Annotated in this window: 13 protein-coding genes; 7 read left to right on the forward strand and 6 right to left on the reverse strand. The window is 69.3% G+C overall.

Going from position 1 to position 16143, the window contains the following annotated elements:
- Positions 1 to 122 precede the first annotated feature (122 nt).
- The 4 genes from VHU88_18790 to VHU88_18805 all read left to right on the forward strand — a co-directional run bounded on the left by VHU88_18790 (position 123) and on the right by VHU88_18805 (position 4645).
- The gene (locus VHU88_18790) at positions 123 to 623 is read left to right on the forward strand and encodes a (2Fe-2S)-binding protein (GenBank protein ID HEX3613744.1); all 501 of its coding nucleotides are present in this window, start codon (positions 123 to 125) and stop codon (positions 621 to 623) included.
- A complete protein-coding gene (locus VHU88_18795; protein ID HEX3613745.1) occupies positions 620 to 3022 on the forward strand; it encodes a xanthine dehydrogenase family protein molybdopterin-binding subunit in 2403 nt (800 codons plus the stop codon). Before VHU88_18790 ends, VHU88_18795 begins: the two co-directional genes overlap by 4 nt.
- A complete protein-coding gene (locus VHU88_18800) occupies positions 3019 to 3888 on the forward strand; it encodes a xanthine dehydrogenase family protein subunit M (GenBank protein ID HEX3613746.1) in 870 nt (289 codons plus the stop codon). Before VHU88_18795 ends, VHU88_18800 begins: the two co-directional genes overlap by 4 nt.
- 91 nt (positions 3889 to 3979) lie before the next feature.
- Positions 3980 to 4645, forward strand: coding sequence for an SRPBCC family protein (locus VHU88_18805; protein ID HEX3613747.1), 666 nt, complete (start codon positions 3980 to 3982; stop codon positions 4643 to 4645).
- On the opposite strand, the gene VHU88_18810 is transcribed toward VHU88_18805, so the two are convergent.
- Positions 4626 to 6290, reverse strand: coding sequence for a M4 family metallopeptidase (locus VHU88_18810; protein HEX3613748.1), 1665 nt, complete (start codon positions 6288 to 6290; stop codon positions 4626 to 4628). The two genes, VHU88_18805 and VHU88_18810, sit on opposite strands and share 20 nt — an antisense overlap.
- A gap of 142 nt (positions 6291 to 6432) precedes the next feature.
- On the opposite strand from VHU88_18810, the gene VHU88_18815 reads away from it, so the two are divergent.
- Positions 6433 to 7338 carry an alpha/beta fold hydrolase gene (locus tag VHU88_18815; protein ID HEX3613749.1) on the forward strand — a complete coding sequence of 302 codons (906 nt, stop codon included), beginning with the start codon at positions 6433 to 6435 and terminating at the stop codon, positions 7336 to 7338.
- Here the strand turns inward: VHU88_18815 and VHU88_18820 are convergent.
- Positions 7328 to 8809, reverse strand: coding sequence for a wax ester/triacylglycerol synthase family O-acyltransferase (locus VHU88_18820; GenBank protein ID HEX3613750.1), 1482 nt, complete (start codon positions 8807 to 8809; stop codon positions 7328 to 7330). The two genes, VHU88_18815 and VHU88_18820, sit on opposite strands and share 11 nt — an antisense overlap.
- A 214-nt stretch (positions 8810 to 9023) precedes the next feature.
- On the opposite strand from VHU88_18820, the gene VHU88_18825 reads away from it, so the two are divergent.
- The gene (locus tag VHU88_18825) at positions 9024 to 10139 is read left to right on the forward strand and encodes a globin domain-containing protein (GenBank protein ID HEX3613751.1); all 1116 of its coding nucleotides are present in this window, start codon (positions 9024 to 9026) and stop codon (positions 10137 to 10139) included.
- A 301-nt stretch (positions 10140 to 10440) separates the two neighbouring features.
- Entirely contained in the window at positions 10441 to 12033 is a 1593-nt protein-coding gene (locus VHU88_18830) for an ABC transporter substrate-binding protein (GenBank protein ID HEX3613752.1), read from the forward strand.
- A 250-nt stretch (positions 12034 to 12283) separates the two neighbouring features.
- Here VHU88_18830 and VHU88_18835 read toward each other — a convergent pair whose 3' ends face one another.
- The 4 genes from VHU88_18835 to VHU88_18850 form a co-directional block, all read right to left on the reverse strand.
- Positions 12284 to 14587 carry a heavy metal translocating P-type ATPase gene (locus tag VHU88_18835; GenBank protein HEX3613753.1) on the reverse strand — a complete coding sequence of 768 codons (2304 nt, stop codon included), beginning with the start codon at positions 14585 to 14587 and terminating at the stop codon, positions 12284 to 12286.
- 3 nt (positions 14588 to 14590) lie between these two features.
- Positions 14591 to 14785 carry a cation transporter gene (locus VHU88_18840; GenBank protein HEX3613754.1) on the reverse strand — a complete coding sequence of 65 codons (195 nt, stop codon included), beginning with the start codon at positions 14783 to 14785 and terminating at the stop codon, positions 14591 to 14593.
- 34 nt (positions 14786 to 14819) lie between these two features.
- Positions 14820 to 15101: a metal-sensitive transcriptional regulator gene (locus tag VHU88_18845; GenBank protein HEX3613755.1), complete on the reverse strand. Its 282-nt coding sequence runs from the start codon at positions 15099 to 15101 to the stop codon at positions 14820 to 14822.
- 210 nt (positions 15102 to 15311) lie between these two features.
- Positions 15312 to 16143, reverse strand: an 832-nt coding sequence (locus tag VHU88_18850) for a hypothetical protein (GenBank protein HEX3613756.1), incomplete at its 5' end; no start/stop codon positions are given.

Raw genomic sequence — 16143 nt, forward strand, 5'->3', positions numbered from 1 at the left:
GCGGCGCGAATTCTGGTCCCTAGGGTTGGCATCACCTGTAGTCCCGAGGCGAAATTCGCCCCCGCGAAGGTCCATTTCTTGCGTGGGCATCGAGGATCGCCGACACAGAAAGAGCCCCCGACATGTCCCAGATCACCGTCAAAGTCGACGGAGTATCACGCACCGACGAGGTCGAGCCCCGCCTGCTGCTCGTGCACTACTTGCGCGATGTCGTCGGCAAGGTAGGCACGGTTGTCGGTTGCGACACTTCCAACTGCGGCGCCTGCACCGTGCATCTGGACGGAATGTCCGTCAAGAGTTGTTCGGTGCTGGCGGTGCAGGCCGACGGTTCCGAGATCCTCACGATCGAGGGCCTCGCGGCCACCTCGGGCGGCGACCTGCACCCGGTGCAGGAGGCCTTCCGGGAGTGCCACGGCCTGCAGTGCGGGTACTGCACGCCGGGCATGATCATGGCTGCGGTCGACCTGCTGAACAACAACGCCAACCCCTCCGAGCAGGAGATCCGGGAAGGCATCGAGGGCAACCTGTGCCGCTGCACGGGTTACCACAACATCGTGCGCGCGGTGCAGACCGCGGCGGCCGGAATGGCCAACGGCTCGGCCCATGCAGAGGTGACGGCATGACAGCGACGGCGGACACCCCGGCCAAGTCGGACACCGTCCTCGGGCAGCCCATGCGGCGCAAGGAGGACGCGCACCTCATCACCGGTCGCACCCGCTGGACCGACAACATCCAACTGCCCGGCATGCTCCACGTGGCCTACCTGCGCAGCCCGATCGCGCACGCCCGGATCACCGTCGACACCAGCGCCGCGAAGTCCTACCCCGGCGTCGTGGGCGTCTGGAGCGCGGCGGACTTCGGCGCTTCCCAGGCGATCATCCCGGAGGCTTGGCACTGCCACCCGGACATGAAGAAGCCGGTCACCACGCCGCTGGCCACCGACAAGGTTCACTTCGTCGGCGAGCCGATCGCGGTCGTCGTGGCCGAGACTCGCTACCAGGCCAGCGACGCCCTCGAGGCGATCTCGGTCGAGTACGACGCGCTGCCCGCGGTCATCGACCTCGAGTCGGCGTTCGACAACACGACGCTGGTCAACGAGGACATCGGCACCAACCAGTGCTACGCCCTGGTCTCGCCGGCGGAGTCCTACGAGGCGGCCAAGGCCAAGGCCGACGTGGTGATCAAGCGCCGCTTCCGGCAGCAGCGGCTCGCGCCGGCCTACATGGAGCCGCGGTCGGTCGTCGTGCAGCCGACGATGGACGACTTCACGATCTGGTCGGCCACGCAGATCCCGCACGTGCTGCGGGTCGTGCTCTCGCTGCTGACCGGGATCTCCGAGTCGAAGCTGCGAGTCGTCGCCCCGGACGTCGGCGGCGGCTTCGGCGGCAAGATCGGCGTGCACACCGAGGAGATCATCACCCTGCTGCTGGCCAAGCAGTTGAACCGGCCGCTGAAGTGGACCGAGTCCCGCTCGGAGAACTTCCAGGCCGCCCACCACGGCCGCGACCAGATCCAGGACATCGAGTTCGCGGCGAAGAGCGACGGCACGCTGCTCGGGATGAAGGTCGAACTGATGGCCGACCTCGGTGCCCAACTGAAGTTGTTCACCGCCGTTGTCCCGCTGTTCGGCTCCGGCATTTTCAACGCCATCTACAAGTTGGAGGGTTACCAGTTCAACTGCCGGACGGCCTTCACCAACAAGACCCCGACCGATGCCTACCGCGGCGCCGGCCGGCCGGAGGCGACCTTCGGCGCCGAGCGGATGATGGACGAACTGGCAGCTGAGCTGGGCATGGACCCGATCGAGGTCCGGCGCAAGAACTGGATCAAGCACGAGGAGTTCCCGTTCACCACGATCTCCGGGATGTACTACGACTCGGGGAACTACGAGGCGGCCACCGACAAGGCGCTGGCGCTCTTCGGGTACGAGGAACTGCGCGCTGAGCAGAAGCGCCGCCGCGAGGCCGGGGACAAGGTCCAACTCGGCATCGGCATCTCGACGTTCACCGAGGCCTGCGGCCTTGCGCCGAGCCGGGCCATGGGACAGCTCGGGGTCAGCGCCGGTGGTTGGGAGCGTGCCGAGGTCCGGGTCACCATCACCGGCAAGATCCAGGTGATCTCCGGGGCCAGCCCGCACGGCCAGGGCCATTGGACCTCGTGGTCGCAGCTGGTCTCGGACAAGCTCGGGATCCCGTTCGAGGACATCGAGTTGCTGGCCGGCGACACCGCGACCGGACCGCAGGGCATGGACACCTACGGCTCCCGTTCGCTGGTCGTCGGCGGCTCGGCGATCGTGAAGGCCTGCGACAAGGTGATCGCCAAGGCGCGCCGGGTCGCGGCGCACACCCTCGAGTGCGACCCGGACGACTTGGACTTCAACGCCGGTACGTTCAGCGTCAAGGGTTCCCCGGACTCCAAGCTCACGATCCAGGAGTGCGCGTTCGCGACCCATCTCGCGCACAACATCCCGGACGACATGGAGCCGAGCCTCAACAGCACCTTCACCTTCGACCCGGTCAACCTTTCCTTCCCGCACGGCACCCACCTGTGCGCGATCGAGGTCGACACCGAGACCGGCTTCTCGAAGATCCGCAAGTACGTCTGCGTCGACGACGTCGGCACCGTGGTGAACCCGATGATCGTCGAGGGCCAGATCCACGGCGGTCTGGCGCAGGGCATCGCCCAGGCGCTGTACGAGGAGGTCATATTCGACGACGCGGGCAACCAGACCACGGGCACCTTCGTGGACTACCTGGTGCCCTCGGCCATGGACCTGCCCAGCTTCACCACCGACCGCACCGAGACCCCGTCCAACGACAACCCCATCGGGGCCAAGGGCGTGGGTGAGGCCGGTTGCATCGCCTCCACGCCGGCAGTCGTGAACGCGATCGTCGACGCCGTGCGGCACTTCGGCATCAACGACATCCAGATGCCCTGCACCCCGGAGCGCGTCTGGCGCGCCGTCCACGAGGCCAAGAAGGCTCATCCCCACGGCAGTGTCATTGGAGGAGGGGCCAAGTGATCCCGTCCAGCTTCGAGTACGTGAAGGCGACTTCGGTCGCCGAGGCAGTGTCGGCGCTGGCCGAGTCCGACGAGGCCAAACTGCTGGCCGGCGGCCAGAGCTTCATCCCGATCCTGCGGCTGAAGCTCGCCTCGCCGGAGCTGATCGTCGACGTCAGCCGGGTCTCCGAGCTTCGCGGCATCCGCGAGGACGGCGACGCCCTGGTGATCGGGTCGATGACCACCCACCACGAGGTCATGAACGACTCGCTGGTGAAGACCCACGCCCCGTTGCTGGCCGCGGCCACCGCCACGGTCGCCGACCCGCAGGTGCGGCACCGGGGCACCTTCGGTGGTGCCCTGGCGCACGCCGACCCGGCCGGCGACCTGCCCGGCGTGGCCCTGGTCCACGGCGCGACGATGACCATCGTCGGCCCGAAAGGCACCCGCACCGTGTCGGCCGCGGAGTTCTTCGTGGACTATCTGGAGACCGTCCTGGAGGAAAACGAGCTGCTCACCTCGATCCGACTTCCCAAATTGAGTGTCGGCGAAGCCGGCGCCGGCTGGGGCGTGCACTACGAGAAGTTCAACCGGGTCGCCCAGGCCTGGTCGATCGTCGGTGTGGCCGCCGCTGTCCGGCGGGACAACGGCCACATCGCCGAGGCCCGGATCGCCCTGACCAACATGGGGTCCACGCATCTGCGGGCGACCGCGGCCGAGGAAGCCCTGGCCGGGGCCGAGGCCACCGCCGGTGCTGTCCACGGGGCGTCGCAGTTGGCCGCGGAAGGCACCAGCCCCACCAGCGATCAGAACGCCGCGGCGGACTACCGTGAGGAGTTGGCCCGAGTGCTCACCAATCGCGCGGTCAAGGCTGCCGCAGGGATCTGAAGTCAACGGTTCACCGGGCCGTGCAGCGGGAAGGGCCCGCGGCACGGCCCGGAGACCGTCGAGGTGCACAGTCGCGAGTAAGGAAATCGGCATGCAGATGGAGCATGAGTTCACCGTCCCGGTATCGGTCGAGAAGGCGTGGGACGTTCTGCTCGATGTCGAGCGCCTCGCGCCGTGCATGCCCGGCGCGGTGCTCGACGAGGTGCGCGGCGACGAGTTCGACGGCCGGGTCAAGGTGAAGGTCGGCCCGATCACCGTCACGTACGGCGGCACGGCGTCGTTCGTCGAGAAGGACGTCGAGAACCGCAAGCTGGTCATCAAGGCCAACGGCAAGGAGGCCAAGGGCGCCGGCACCGCGGCCGCGACCATCACGGCCGTTCTCAAGGGCAGCGGCGAGGAGACCCAGGTGGTCGTCTCCACCGATCTGGCGATCACCGGTCGGCCCGCCCAGTTCGGTCGCGGCGTCATGGTGGACGTGAGCAACAAACTGCTGGGCAAGTTCACCGACTGCCTGTCCGAGCAGATCTCCGGCGGCGGCGCGGAAGCGGCCCCGGCGGCCACCTCGCCCGCTCCGCGCGCGACCGCCGGCAGCAACGGCTCATCCGCGGCCCCGAGCAAGCCGGTGACCCGTTCCGAGCCGGAGGCGATCGACCTGTTCGACGCCGCCGGTGCCCCGGTGCTCAAGCGACTCGCCCCGCTGGCCGGCTTGGTCGTCCTGGTCCTGCTGGTGCTCGGCATCAAGCGTCGCCGCCGCTGACCGACTGGGAGTTGACCCCGACCGCGTCCCACGCGGCCTCGATCGCCCGCACCTGCGCCGACCGCGCCCCGTGCAGGTCGGTCGCGGCGGCGATCACCGCTTGGCGCGCGGCGGGGTAGTCGGTGGCCGAGGTGAAGTAGTGGGTCAACGCCCGGTACCAGATCGCGGCGGCGTCGTCGCGTCCGATGCCGACCACCTTGCGGCCGTCGCAGGTCGGGCTGTCGTAGCTGATCCCGTTGATCCGTCTGCGCCCGCTGCCCTCCGCCAGCAGGTAGAAGAAGTGATTGCCGATCCCGGCTGCCAGGTGCGGATCGAGTTGGCCCAGCTGCGGGTACCAGCAGTCCGGGGAGAGCTTGTCGCGGCTGGGCCGGTCCAGGTACCGGATCGCCTGCCTGCGCCCGCTCCGGTCGATGAAGTCCTGCGCGCCGATCAGGTAGTCGCCCGGGTCGGCCGGGTTGTGCGCATAGAACTCGATCATCGTGCCGAGGATGTCGCTGGTCGACTCGTTCAGTCCGCCTGACTCCCCGTCAGGTGCCAGTTTCGCGGTCCGCGCGGTGACCCCGTGGGTGATCTCGTGCCCGGTGACGTCCAGTGACACCAGCGGCCCGAGCTTGGTGCCGTCGCCGTCGCCGTAGGTCATGCAGAAACAGTCGTCGCTCCAGAAGGCGTTCGCGTAGCCGGTCCCGTAATGCACCCGCGACTCCACGCCGACCCCGTCGTCGTTGACCCCGGACCGGCCCAGGACGTTCTTGTAGAAGTCCCAGGTCATGTCCGAGCCGTACTGAGCGTCGACCGCAACTGTCTGACGGTTCGTCAGAGTGCTGTCGCCCCAGTCGTTCGACGCATTCGTGAACAACTCGGTGGTCGCCGGGTCGCAGAACCCGATCGGCAGGCAGGAGTCCGTGGCGTTGCCCGCGTCGACCGTGCGCCCGCCACCCCGGGTCATGTCGCGCAGCGCGTAGGAACGTTCGACCGTCGCGGTCTGCAACGGCACGTCGCCGTCGTAGTACGAGTGCCCGGTGCCGGCCACCGTCTCGACCGCCTCGTCGAAGAAGCGCACCGCACCGGTCCGCGTGTCGACGTAGGTGTGCCGATGACTCGGTGTGGCGTCCGACTGGGTGCCGACAGTCTCGACGTCCCAGGCCAACGTGGGCACGCCGTGCCGGGTGTCGATGACCAGTCGGGGTGAGCCCATCTGGGTCGACCGCGCCGTGAGCGCCCGCGCCGCGGCCGCTGTGGCGCCGACCGCCGGAACCGTCGACAACAACTCCAACGGTCGGCGCAGGCTCGCGCTGACGCCGAGCCACCGCCCGTCGCGCCCGCGGTGGACGACGAAATCGCCACCCAGGACGGGCATTCCGCGGAATGTGCGTTCCATTCGCACATGGGTCGACCCGTCCCGGTCGGCCATTACGTCGAGCGCGGCGACCCGGTAGTCCCGGCCGAGCCCCTGCGGCCCGGAGCCATCGGTGGCGAAGCCCAGCGCGCTCGCGTGCTGCCGCAGCGCCGACAGGGCGCCGGCGACGACGGCGGCCCGGCCGGCCGGCGCCGCCGCGGTGGCCCCCGCGTCCGGTGCCGCCGCGCCGGCCGCGGCCAGTGCCGCGAGCGCCAGACCGGCGCACGCTGATCTCGTACGGAATTCCATCCCGACCCCCGAGGAAGACGACTGCGTCGTGATCCTCACCGCGCCGGGCCCGCGCCGGGGCCGTCGAGTCGGGCCTTGTGGACAACTTCGGCCTGTGGACGCCCGTTCGCCGGCTAGCATCGGATTCGGCGGGAGGAGCGCGATGGCCGAGGTCATGGCAGAGATCAACGGCATCCGGATGTGCTACGAGGACCTCGGCGACCCCGCGGCACCGCCGCTGCTGCTGATCATGGGCCTGGGCGGGCCGCTGATCTGGTGGGACGACGAGTTCTGCCAAGGCCTGGTCGACCGCGGATTTCGGGTGATTCGCTTCGACAACCGCGACTCGGGCCTTTCGCAGTCGATGCCGGACGCCCCGATGACGATGGCGCGACTGGGTCGCTCGATGTTCCGGCCGGACCCGGCGCCGGCCTACGCGCTGGACGACATGGCCGACGACGCCGTCGGACTGCTGGACCACCTCGGCATCGGCCGGGCACACGTCGTCGGGGTCTCGATGGGCGGCATGATCGCCCAGCTTGTGACGCTGCGTCACCCGGAGCGGGTGCGTTCGCTCACGTCGATGATGTCGACGACGGGGAACCGCCGAGTGGGCTGGATGGCGCCGCGGATCCTGGCCCGGATGTTCGCCAAGTGGCCCCCCGGCGAGGAGGCCTACGTCGAGCGCAGCGTAGAGGGCGTCGGTCGGATCGGCACCGCCCGCTACTTCGGCACGGCCGCGCTCCGGCAGCGCGACCGCGCGATCCGCACGTACCGACGCGGCCTGAACCCCGCTGGGACCATGCGGCAGATCGCCGCCATCGTCGCCGCGCCCGATCGCACCCGCGACCTCGGGCTGATACGGGTCCCGACCGTGGTCATCCACGGCACCGCCGACCCGCTGATCCACGTCAGCGGCGGCAAGGCCACCGCGCGGGCCATCCCCGGCGCGGAACTCGTGCTGGTCCCCGGCATGGGCCACGACATGCCGTTGGAACTGTGGCCGGTACTGCACGACGCGATCGAGCGCACCGCCCGCCGCGCGGAGGCGCTGCGCCCTACTTCTTGACCGGCGCCGCCGCGAGCAGTTCGGCCAACGCGGCGGGCAGGGCGTCGGCCAGTTCCCAGAGGTTCGGGATCAGCGCCGGGCAGGCCACGAACCCGAAGTCCAGGTCGCCGTCGTGGCCGACGACGGTGATGTTCAACCCGCCGAACGCGTCGGAGATCGTCGACACGGGGAAATGCGCGACCATCCGCGCGCCGGCCAGGTAGAGCGGGATGTGCGGCCCCGGCACGTACGAGATCAACAGGTTCACCGGATGCCGCCGCGCGCTGTGCAGCACCCTCCCGATCGACCGCGCCGCCAGGGGGGTGAACGCCGCGGGGACCAGGTCGGTCACGTCGGTCAGCCAGTTGTCCGGCATCGCGGACAGGCGGCGTTTGGCCACGAGCATCCCGTCGCCGATCGCGGTCAGGCGCCGCACCGGATCGGGTTCCTGGGTGGGCAACGGCGCGACCACCAACGAGATCCGGTTGCCGGCCGCCTCGCCGCGCGCGACAGGCGTGCGCAGCGACACCGGAACCCCGACCACCAGAGGCCGGTCCGGCAACGCCTGCCGATCGGTCAACCAGTTCCGCAGCACGGTCGCGCACAGCGCCATCACGACGTCGTTGTCGGCGCAGCCGAACGCGGTGCGCAGCGCCCGCACGTCGCGCACCGGCACGGACGCGAACGCCACGGTGCGCGCGCCGGTGATCGGGGCGTTGAACGGGGTGTGCGGAACCCGCAGGCGCGCCCGCATCGGGAGGTCCGGCGGGCGGGTGGGCCGGTTGCCCAGCCGAGCCACCCGAACGGCGAGGTCGGCCACCGCGCGTGATCCCGGGACCCGGTCGGCACCGGGCAGGTCGTTCAGGTGGGGCAGCAGGCGCGGCACGGCGCGGAACGTGCGGCCCGGATGGGCGGCGAGGTTGCGCAGCCCGTCGCGGACCATCTTCCCGCTGCTCGGCGGCCGCTCACCGCCGGCGGCCGGCGGGACCTCGGCCGCCGGCGGCTCGGGGCTGCGGTCCAGCAGCACGCCGAGCACCGCGCCGGCCGAGATGCCGTCGACCGCGGCGTGGTGGACCTTCGCGTAGACGGCCTGCCCGCCCTCCTCCCGGCCGCTGATCAGGTGCAGTTCCCACAGCGGCCGCGAGCGGTCCAACGGCCGGGCGTGCAGTTCCCCGATCAGCTCGGACAGGCAACGGAGGTCACCCGGGGCCGGCAGGACGTGCGAGTGCAGGTGCTCGTCGATGTTCAGATCCGCCTCGATCCAGTACGGGCGGTCCAACCCGAACGGGACCTCGACGAGCCGGCGTCGCAGCGGCAGGACCAGGTGCACCCGGGACGCGATCAACGCGTGCAGGTCGGCCACTGTGAGCGGCCGGCCGGCGGCGGGGAGCTCGAGGAGGTACAGGCCGGCGATGTGGCCGCTGTTGGTCGCGCTCTCCACCGCCAGGAACTGCTGGTCCAAGGAACTCAGTTGTTCCACTACCACTTCCACCCTTCCGCCCTGCGCGGAATCGTCGCCGATTATGAGTATCGCGAGAAGAAGTCACCTGACACCGGGCAATAACCGCATGTGTGAGTCAGGCCCCGAATGGACTCATAACTACTGCGCGCACCTGCACCGGCGGTATCGTCGTATCACCAGGTCTACCAGGAGCTGGCCTAACCGTTGCACGTGCCTGAAACTCGGCTGGACAAGTGGGATTGCCTTGCTGGATCCGCGACTGATCAAGGAGAGCTTCACCGTCGTCGAGCCCGTGGCCGACAAGGTGGCAGGTTACTTCTACGCGCGCCTGTTCCTCGAGAACCCCGGCGTCCGCGAGATGTTCCCGCCCGCGATGGACATGCAGCGGGAGCGGTTGCTCGGAGCGATCGTGCGGATCGTGCAGGGCGTCGACCGGCCGGAGTTCCTCGCCAACTTCCTCGAGCAGCTCGGCCGCGACCACCGCAAGTTCGGCGCCAAGTCTGCGCACTACGAGGCGGTCGGCCGGGCGCTGATCGCGGCGCTGAAGCGCTATGCAGGCGAGGCCTGGACCCCACAGGTCGAAGCAGCCTGGGTGGCGGCTTACAGCATCGCTGCGGAGTTGATGATCGATGCCGCCCGACGCGCCGCCACGGACACCCCCGACTGGTGGCTCGCCGAGATCGTTTCCCACGAGAAGCGCACCGGCGACATCGCGGTGCTCTGGGTCAAGCCCGACCAGCCCTACCCGTACGACGCCGGCCAGTACGTGTCGGTCGAGACGCCGTGGTGGCCGCGGGTGTGGCGCTGGTACTCGATGGCCAACTCGCCCCGCAAGGACGGCCTGCTGGAGTTGCACGTCCGCGCCATCGACGCCGGCTGGCTCAGCCAGGCGCTGGTGAACAAGGCCCGCGTGGGCGACGTGATCCGCCTCGGCCACGCGACCGGGACGATGGTCGCCGACCGAACCTCGACACGCGACCTGGTCTGCATCGCCGGCGGCACCGGCCTGGCGCCGATGAAGGCGATCATCGAGGACATGGCGCGGTGGAACTGGTACCGCCGGGTCCACCTGTTCTTCGGCGGACGCCGGCCCGAGGACCTCTACGACCTCGCGGCGGTCCAGAACATGTCGCGCCGGCACACCTGGCTGACCGTCGTGCCCGCGATCTCCGAGGACGACCGGTATCCCGGCGAGAAGGGCATGATCGCCGACATCGCCTTCCGCTACGGGCAGTGGGACGACCACGACATGTACATCGCCGGCTCGCCGGAGATGATCCGCGGGTCGATCGACCGGGCGTTGAAGCACGAGATCTCGATGTCGCGGATCAAGTTCGACACCTTCGGCGACCACCTGTAGGAACCGCGGCGGCTGTGACGACGCTGCCGAAGCGATCCTGAGCGCGGACCGGCCGAGGATCGGCCCTACCGGCCTGCCCGCTGACCTGCGCTGTTCGCCGCCTCCCCGCCATTCATGGCGGGTTCATTCTCTCAGCAGAATCTTATGTTCGGGCATTCGGGCGTATTCGCCACAAATGTCCTTACTCAACGGTTCTGTCCGGATCGCTGCCCCGAGGGCTTGAAGGCTCCCCTCCTGTCGATCCACGGCCGAACCGCACCCCAGTACCGGGCCGACGCCCGGTCGAATTAAGGAGAACCGAGTGAGACGCTGGAACCGCGCCGTGAAGGTCGTCCCCGTAGTCGCTTCCGCTGCGCTCGTTCTTGCTGCCTGTGGCAGCAATGGTTCGTCGTCCTCCGTCGCTCAGCAGCCGGCCGCGCCGGCCGCGCAAGCGCCCGCTGCTGCTGCCGCTCCGGCCGCCCTAGCCTCCGGCACCACTGCCAAAGCGGCCCCGGCCGCCAGCACCACCACCAAGGTCGCTGCTCCGGCCGCGAGCACCACCAAGTCCTCGAGCAAGGCGGCGAAGACCGTCAAGACCGCGACCAAGGCCGCGGCCGCTGTCCCGGCAGCCGCGTCCGCCGCGGGTGGATCGGCCTCGACCGCCGCCACCGGCGGCACCAAGGTCAAGGCGAACGACTCCGCGTCGGACAAGGCCGCGAACCAGAAGATCTACGACTCCAAGCAAGGCGCCACCGACACCGGTGTCACCAAGGACACCATCAAGCTCGGCTCGATCAACATGCACGGCATGGCTCTGGGCAACGTCCTGGTCACCCCGCAGGTCCACGGTGACCTCGCGGCCATGCAGGCCATCAACGACCGCGGTGGCGTTCTCGGCCGCCGGATGTCGCTGACCGACTGCGACGACGGCCCGGGTGAGGTCGCCCGTGCCAAGGCCTGCATCAAGAAGCTGGTCGGTTCCGACCAGGTCTTCTCCCTGGTCACCGGTGTGGACTGGGCCACGGCCTCGATCCACGACGACCTCAAGCAGTACCACCTGCCGTATGTGGGTGCCTGGGCCTACTCCCAGACGGAGTGGCAGGACCCGTTCATGTTCCCCACCCACATGTCGATGATCCACGAGGCCATGGCCGGGGCGCACTGGGCCGCCAACGTCATCAAGCCCAAGACCTACGGGCTGATCTGCCTGACCAGCCCGGAGATGCAGCTGGCCTGCAACAACGTGCAGCAGGTCATGAACGCCTCGGGTTCCAAGATGGTCAAGCGGGCGGACGTCTCCATCTCGGAGACCTCGATGTCGGCCTACGTGCTGGCGATGCGTGCTGCCAACCCGGAGCACATCATCCATTACGTGATCAACCCGGCCACGATGGCGAAGTTCATGGTCGAGGCCGCGCAGCAGGGCTACTACCCGCCCAAGGGCATCTCGGGCAACCACCTCGCCGCTGAGGTGTTGGGCTCGATCTTCGGTCAATGGCCGGTGAACCGGTACTGGACCAACACGACCTACAAGCTGTGGGGTCCGGAGTTCATGGCAACCATGAACAAGTACGCCCGGTTCAACCGCGGCACCAACCACCACATCGTCCAGGCCGGCTACGTCGCCCTGAACGTGTTCGCCCAGGCTGCCAAGGCCGTCGGGCCCAACCTGACCCGCGACCGCCTGATGTCCGAACTGGACAACGGGACCGTCTGGCAGTCGGACGCCTCGTTGGACCAGCGCTTCAGCTACGCGGCCACCGAGCGCACCGGCGACAACTGGAGCCACGACTACGGCCAGGGCCGCGAGTTCATCTACAAGTACACCAGCACCAACACCGTCTCCAACCCCGACGGTTCCCCGAACGGCTTCGCGCCGGACCCCGACCAGTTCATCATCTACACCTGGAAGTAAGCCGAGCGGAACGAGCGGCGTCCGCTCCCGAGGCGCTTGAACAGGTTTGAGCGCGAAGCGCGATACACCGGGAAGTAAGTCCAGATAGCAGTGGGGCCCGGGTGGACACCGTCCACCCGGGCCTTCGGGCGTCGCCAACCTTCGGCCGGCGACGACTGCCGAACACGATCGAAACCGGTGGGGCGGCCCGAACGGCGGGTCGTGCCTCACGAGGCGCGGTTGTGTTCGGCAGCCGACGCAGATGGGCGGGTCAGGACGGGCGGAACTTGCGCAGCCTGAGGCTGTTGCCGACGACGAAGAAGCTGGAGAAGGCCATCGTGGCGCCGGCGATCATCGGGTCGAGCAGGCCGAAGGCGGCCAGCGGGATCGCGGCGACGTTGTAGGCGAAGGCCCAGAACAAGTTGGCCCGGATCGTGTTCAGCGTCCGACGGGCCAGGCGGATCGCGTCGGCGGCGGCGCCCAGGTCGCCGCTGACCAACGTCAGGTCGCTGGCCTGGATGGCCACGTCGGTGCCGGTGCCGATCGCCAGGCCCAGGTCGGCCTCGGCCAGCGCCGCGGCGTCGTTGACGCCGTCGCCGACCATCGCAACCGTGTGGCGCCGGCCCCGCAGCCGCGCCGCGCGGCCCTGCTGCCGCAGGCTGCGAACGGCCTCGACCTTCTCGGCCGGCAGCACCTCGGCGACGACGTTGCTCGCCGGGATGCCGACCTCGCGGGCCACGGTCAGCGCGGCCGCCCGGCTGTCGCCGGTGACCATGTACGGGGTCAGGCCCAGTGAACGCAGGCTCGCGATCGCATCCGCGGCACCCGTCTTCACGGTGTCTCCCACCGATACGGAGACCCGCGCCGCTCCGTCCCAGCCACCGAGCACGACCGTGCGTCCGGCAGTGGCTGCCTCGTCCATCGCCGCGAGCAGTCGGTCGCCGATCGCCATCCCGTGCTCGGCCAGCAGTGACGGCCGACCCACTACCACCGTGCGGCCCTCGACAGCGCCGACGACACCCAGGCCGGCCACGGCGCGGAAGTTCTCGACCTCGGGGAGCTTGCCCCCGGCCGCGGACCGCGCGTAGTTGGCGATGGCTCGCGCGATCGGGTGCTCCGAGGCCGCCTCAGCCGCACCCACCAGACGCAGCGCCTCGGCCTGCTCGGCCCGGTCCACGACGACGTCGTGGACCGTCATCTCGCCGGTCGTCACGGTCCCGGTCTTGTCCAGAATGATCATGTCGAGGCGATGCGCGCGCTCCAGCACCTCCGGGCCGCGGATCAACAGCCCGAGCTGGGCTCCCCGGCCGGTGCCGACCAGCAGCGCCGTCGGTGTGGCCAGACCCAACGCGCACGGGCAGGCGATGATCAGCACGGCCACGGTCGCGGTGAACGCGGCGTCCACGTCGCCGGTGATGACCAGCCAGGCGACCAGTGTCACCAACGCGATCGCGATGACCCAGGGCACGAATATCCCGGCCACCCGGTCGGCCAGTCGCTGTACGTTCGCCTTACCGGATTGGGCTTCGGCGACCATCCGGGCGATCTGTGCGAGGACCGTCGTCGCCCCGACCTTGGTCGCCCGGACGACCAGCTGGCCGTTGGCGTTGATGGAGGCCCCGATGACCTCGTCGCCGGGGCCGCGCTCCACCGGCACACTCTCCCCGGTGATCATCGAGATGTCGAGCGCCGAGACCCCACGCTCGATCACGCCGTCGGTGGCCACCTTCTCGCCCGGACGGACCACGAACAGGTCGCCGACGCGCAACGTCGACGCGTCGACGCGTCGCTCCACACCGTCGGCGTCGAGGATCGACACCTCCTTGGCGCCGAGCGCGAACAACTCGCGCATGGCGGCACCGGCCCGGCGCCGGGACCGCGCCTCGGCCCACCGGCCGATCAGCAGGAATGTGGTGACCGCGGCGGCGACCTCGAAATAGACCTCGGAGCGGCCGCCGATGACGGCGGCGGCGGACCAGAGAAAGGCCGACAGTGTGCCCATCGACACCAGGGTGTCCATGGTCGCGGCGCGGTGCCGAAGGTTCAGGAACGCCGCCCGGTGGAACGGCCAGCCGGAGATGAACACGACCGGGGCGGTCAACACGAGCGACAGCCAGCGCAGCGCCTTGTCGGAGTCGCTGTTCATCCCGGCCATGTCCATGCGTCCGGGGTGACGGATGTCGAGGCCGTTGCGCATCCCGATGGCGATGACGGCCAGCGCCAGGGGCGCGGCGAGCAACAGGCGCAGCCCTAGGTCCCGCTGGGCCCGACTCTCCTCCGCCTCGTTGGCGCCGATCTCAGCGGCAGCGACCGCCGCCGTGTAGCCGGTCTTCTCGACCCGGGCGATCAGGTCCTCGGGGGTGCACGCCACCGGGTCGTACGAGACGTTCGCGATCGCCGTGGCGTAGTTGACCGAGGCGAGCACACCGTCGAGGGCGTTGAGTCGCTTCTCGATCCGGGAGGCGCACGCCGCACAGGTCATGCCGCCGACCAGCAGGTCGACCTGGCCGGCAGGCTCGGTCGACATGCCCGGGTCGGCGGCTACGACCGCCGTGCTCGTCGTGTGACGCCCCATAACTCAAGCCACCGCGTATCCGGCCTCGTCGATCGCAGCCCGGACGGCGGCGTCGTCGACAGCACCCTCGACGGTCACCGTGCTCGCGGCCAGGTCGACCGCAACACCACTGACGCCCGTCACCTGGCCGACCTCACTGGTGATCGCGTCCACGCAGTGCTGGCAGCTCATGCCGGTCACCGAATAAACCGTTGCCACTACGTTGCCTCTCCTTCTGACTGGTCTCGCCCGATCAGGACCGAACGAGACGAGTGATCGCCTCGGCGGCTTCCTTGACCTTGGCGTCCATCGCTTCCTGCCCGTGGTCCAACGCGTGGCCCACACAGTGCGCGAGGTGTTCCTCGAGCAGCCCCAGGGCCACCGACTGCAGCGCTTTCGTGACCGCCGCGACCTGGGTCAGCACGTCGATGCAATACGCGTCCTCACTGACCATCCGCTGCAGCCCGCGCACCTGCCCCTCGATGCGGCGCAGCCGTTTGAGATAGCTGTCCTTGTCGGAGGTGTAGCCGCGCACCTCGGCAGGCGGCGCAGCCGCCGGACCCACGGTGGTCGTCATGCCCTCCACGATACCCCCAGGTGGTATACCCACTGGTCCCAACGAACGTGGCGCCGGGGGTATTCCCCTCCCTCCCACTAGTCGTCCGGAGCACCGGGGGAGTTCCGGGTAAAACGACGAAGGCGCGGTCCCCGAGGGGACCGCGCCTTCGCGCGTACTTAGGGAGCGTCAGTTGTTCGAGCCGTAGACGCCCTGCCAGGTGACCGAACCGATCCGCATCTCCTGGTTCTGGCCCAGCGTGCCCGACCGGGCAGCAAAACCGAGGTTGCCGTGGCCGGCGGAGATGGTGATCGAGTAGCGACCGCCGTCGGTCGAGGTGCCGACCTCGGGCTCCAGCGTGGCGGCGCCCATCGGGCCGATCGCGCTGCCGGCCGAACCGAAGCTCTTGGCGCCGGAGTTGAAGGCGTCCGCGAACTGCTGGACCGGGATGTCGGTGCCACCGAAGCTGATGCCGTTGGTGCCGGTCTTGTCGCCGGAGTTGAAGTAGCTCATCCGGTAGCTGATCTTGGCGTCGCTGCCGTTCGAGTTCGTGACCTGCATGAACGACGAACCGCCGTCGTACTTGGTGGCCCCGTCGAGACCCGCGAAGTACGCCCGGCTGGTGCCGGTGTAGACGCCGGTGCTCTTGTCCAGGCCGGCCGAGCTGGTGCTGCCGATGACCTGGAAGCCGCCGACGTTCAGGGTGTCGCCGGTGCCCTTGCCGTGGGTGTCGCCGTCGCACTTGGCCTGCCACTTGTAGCCGGGGCCGTCGGTGGCCAGCGGCACGACCGTGTTGCCCGGCGGGAAGTAGTTCTTGATGCCGGGGGTGCGGTTGGACGCGTTCTTGCCGGCCGACAGGTTCGGCTCCACGTCACGGGAGACGAACGGGTTCTCGTACCCACCGGAGACGTCACCGGCGTCGGGCGGGGCAGCGCCCTTGCCCAGCACGCCTTCCTCGACCTCCTGGCCGAGCCAGTAGGCCGCACCGAAGGTCTCGCACCGGCCCTGGGGCTGGCAGATG

It is taken from the genome of Sporichthyaceae bacterium (assembly GCA_036269075.1).
GTDB lineage: Bacteria > Actinomycetota > Actinomycetes > Sporichthyales > Sporichthyaceae > DASQPJ01.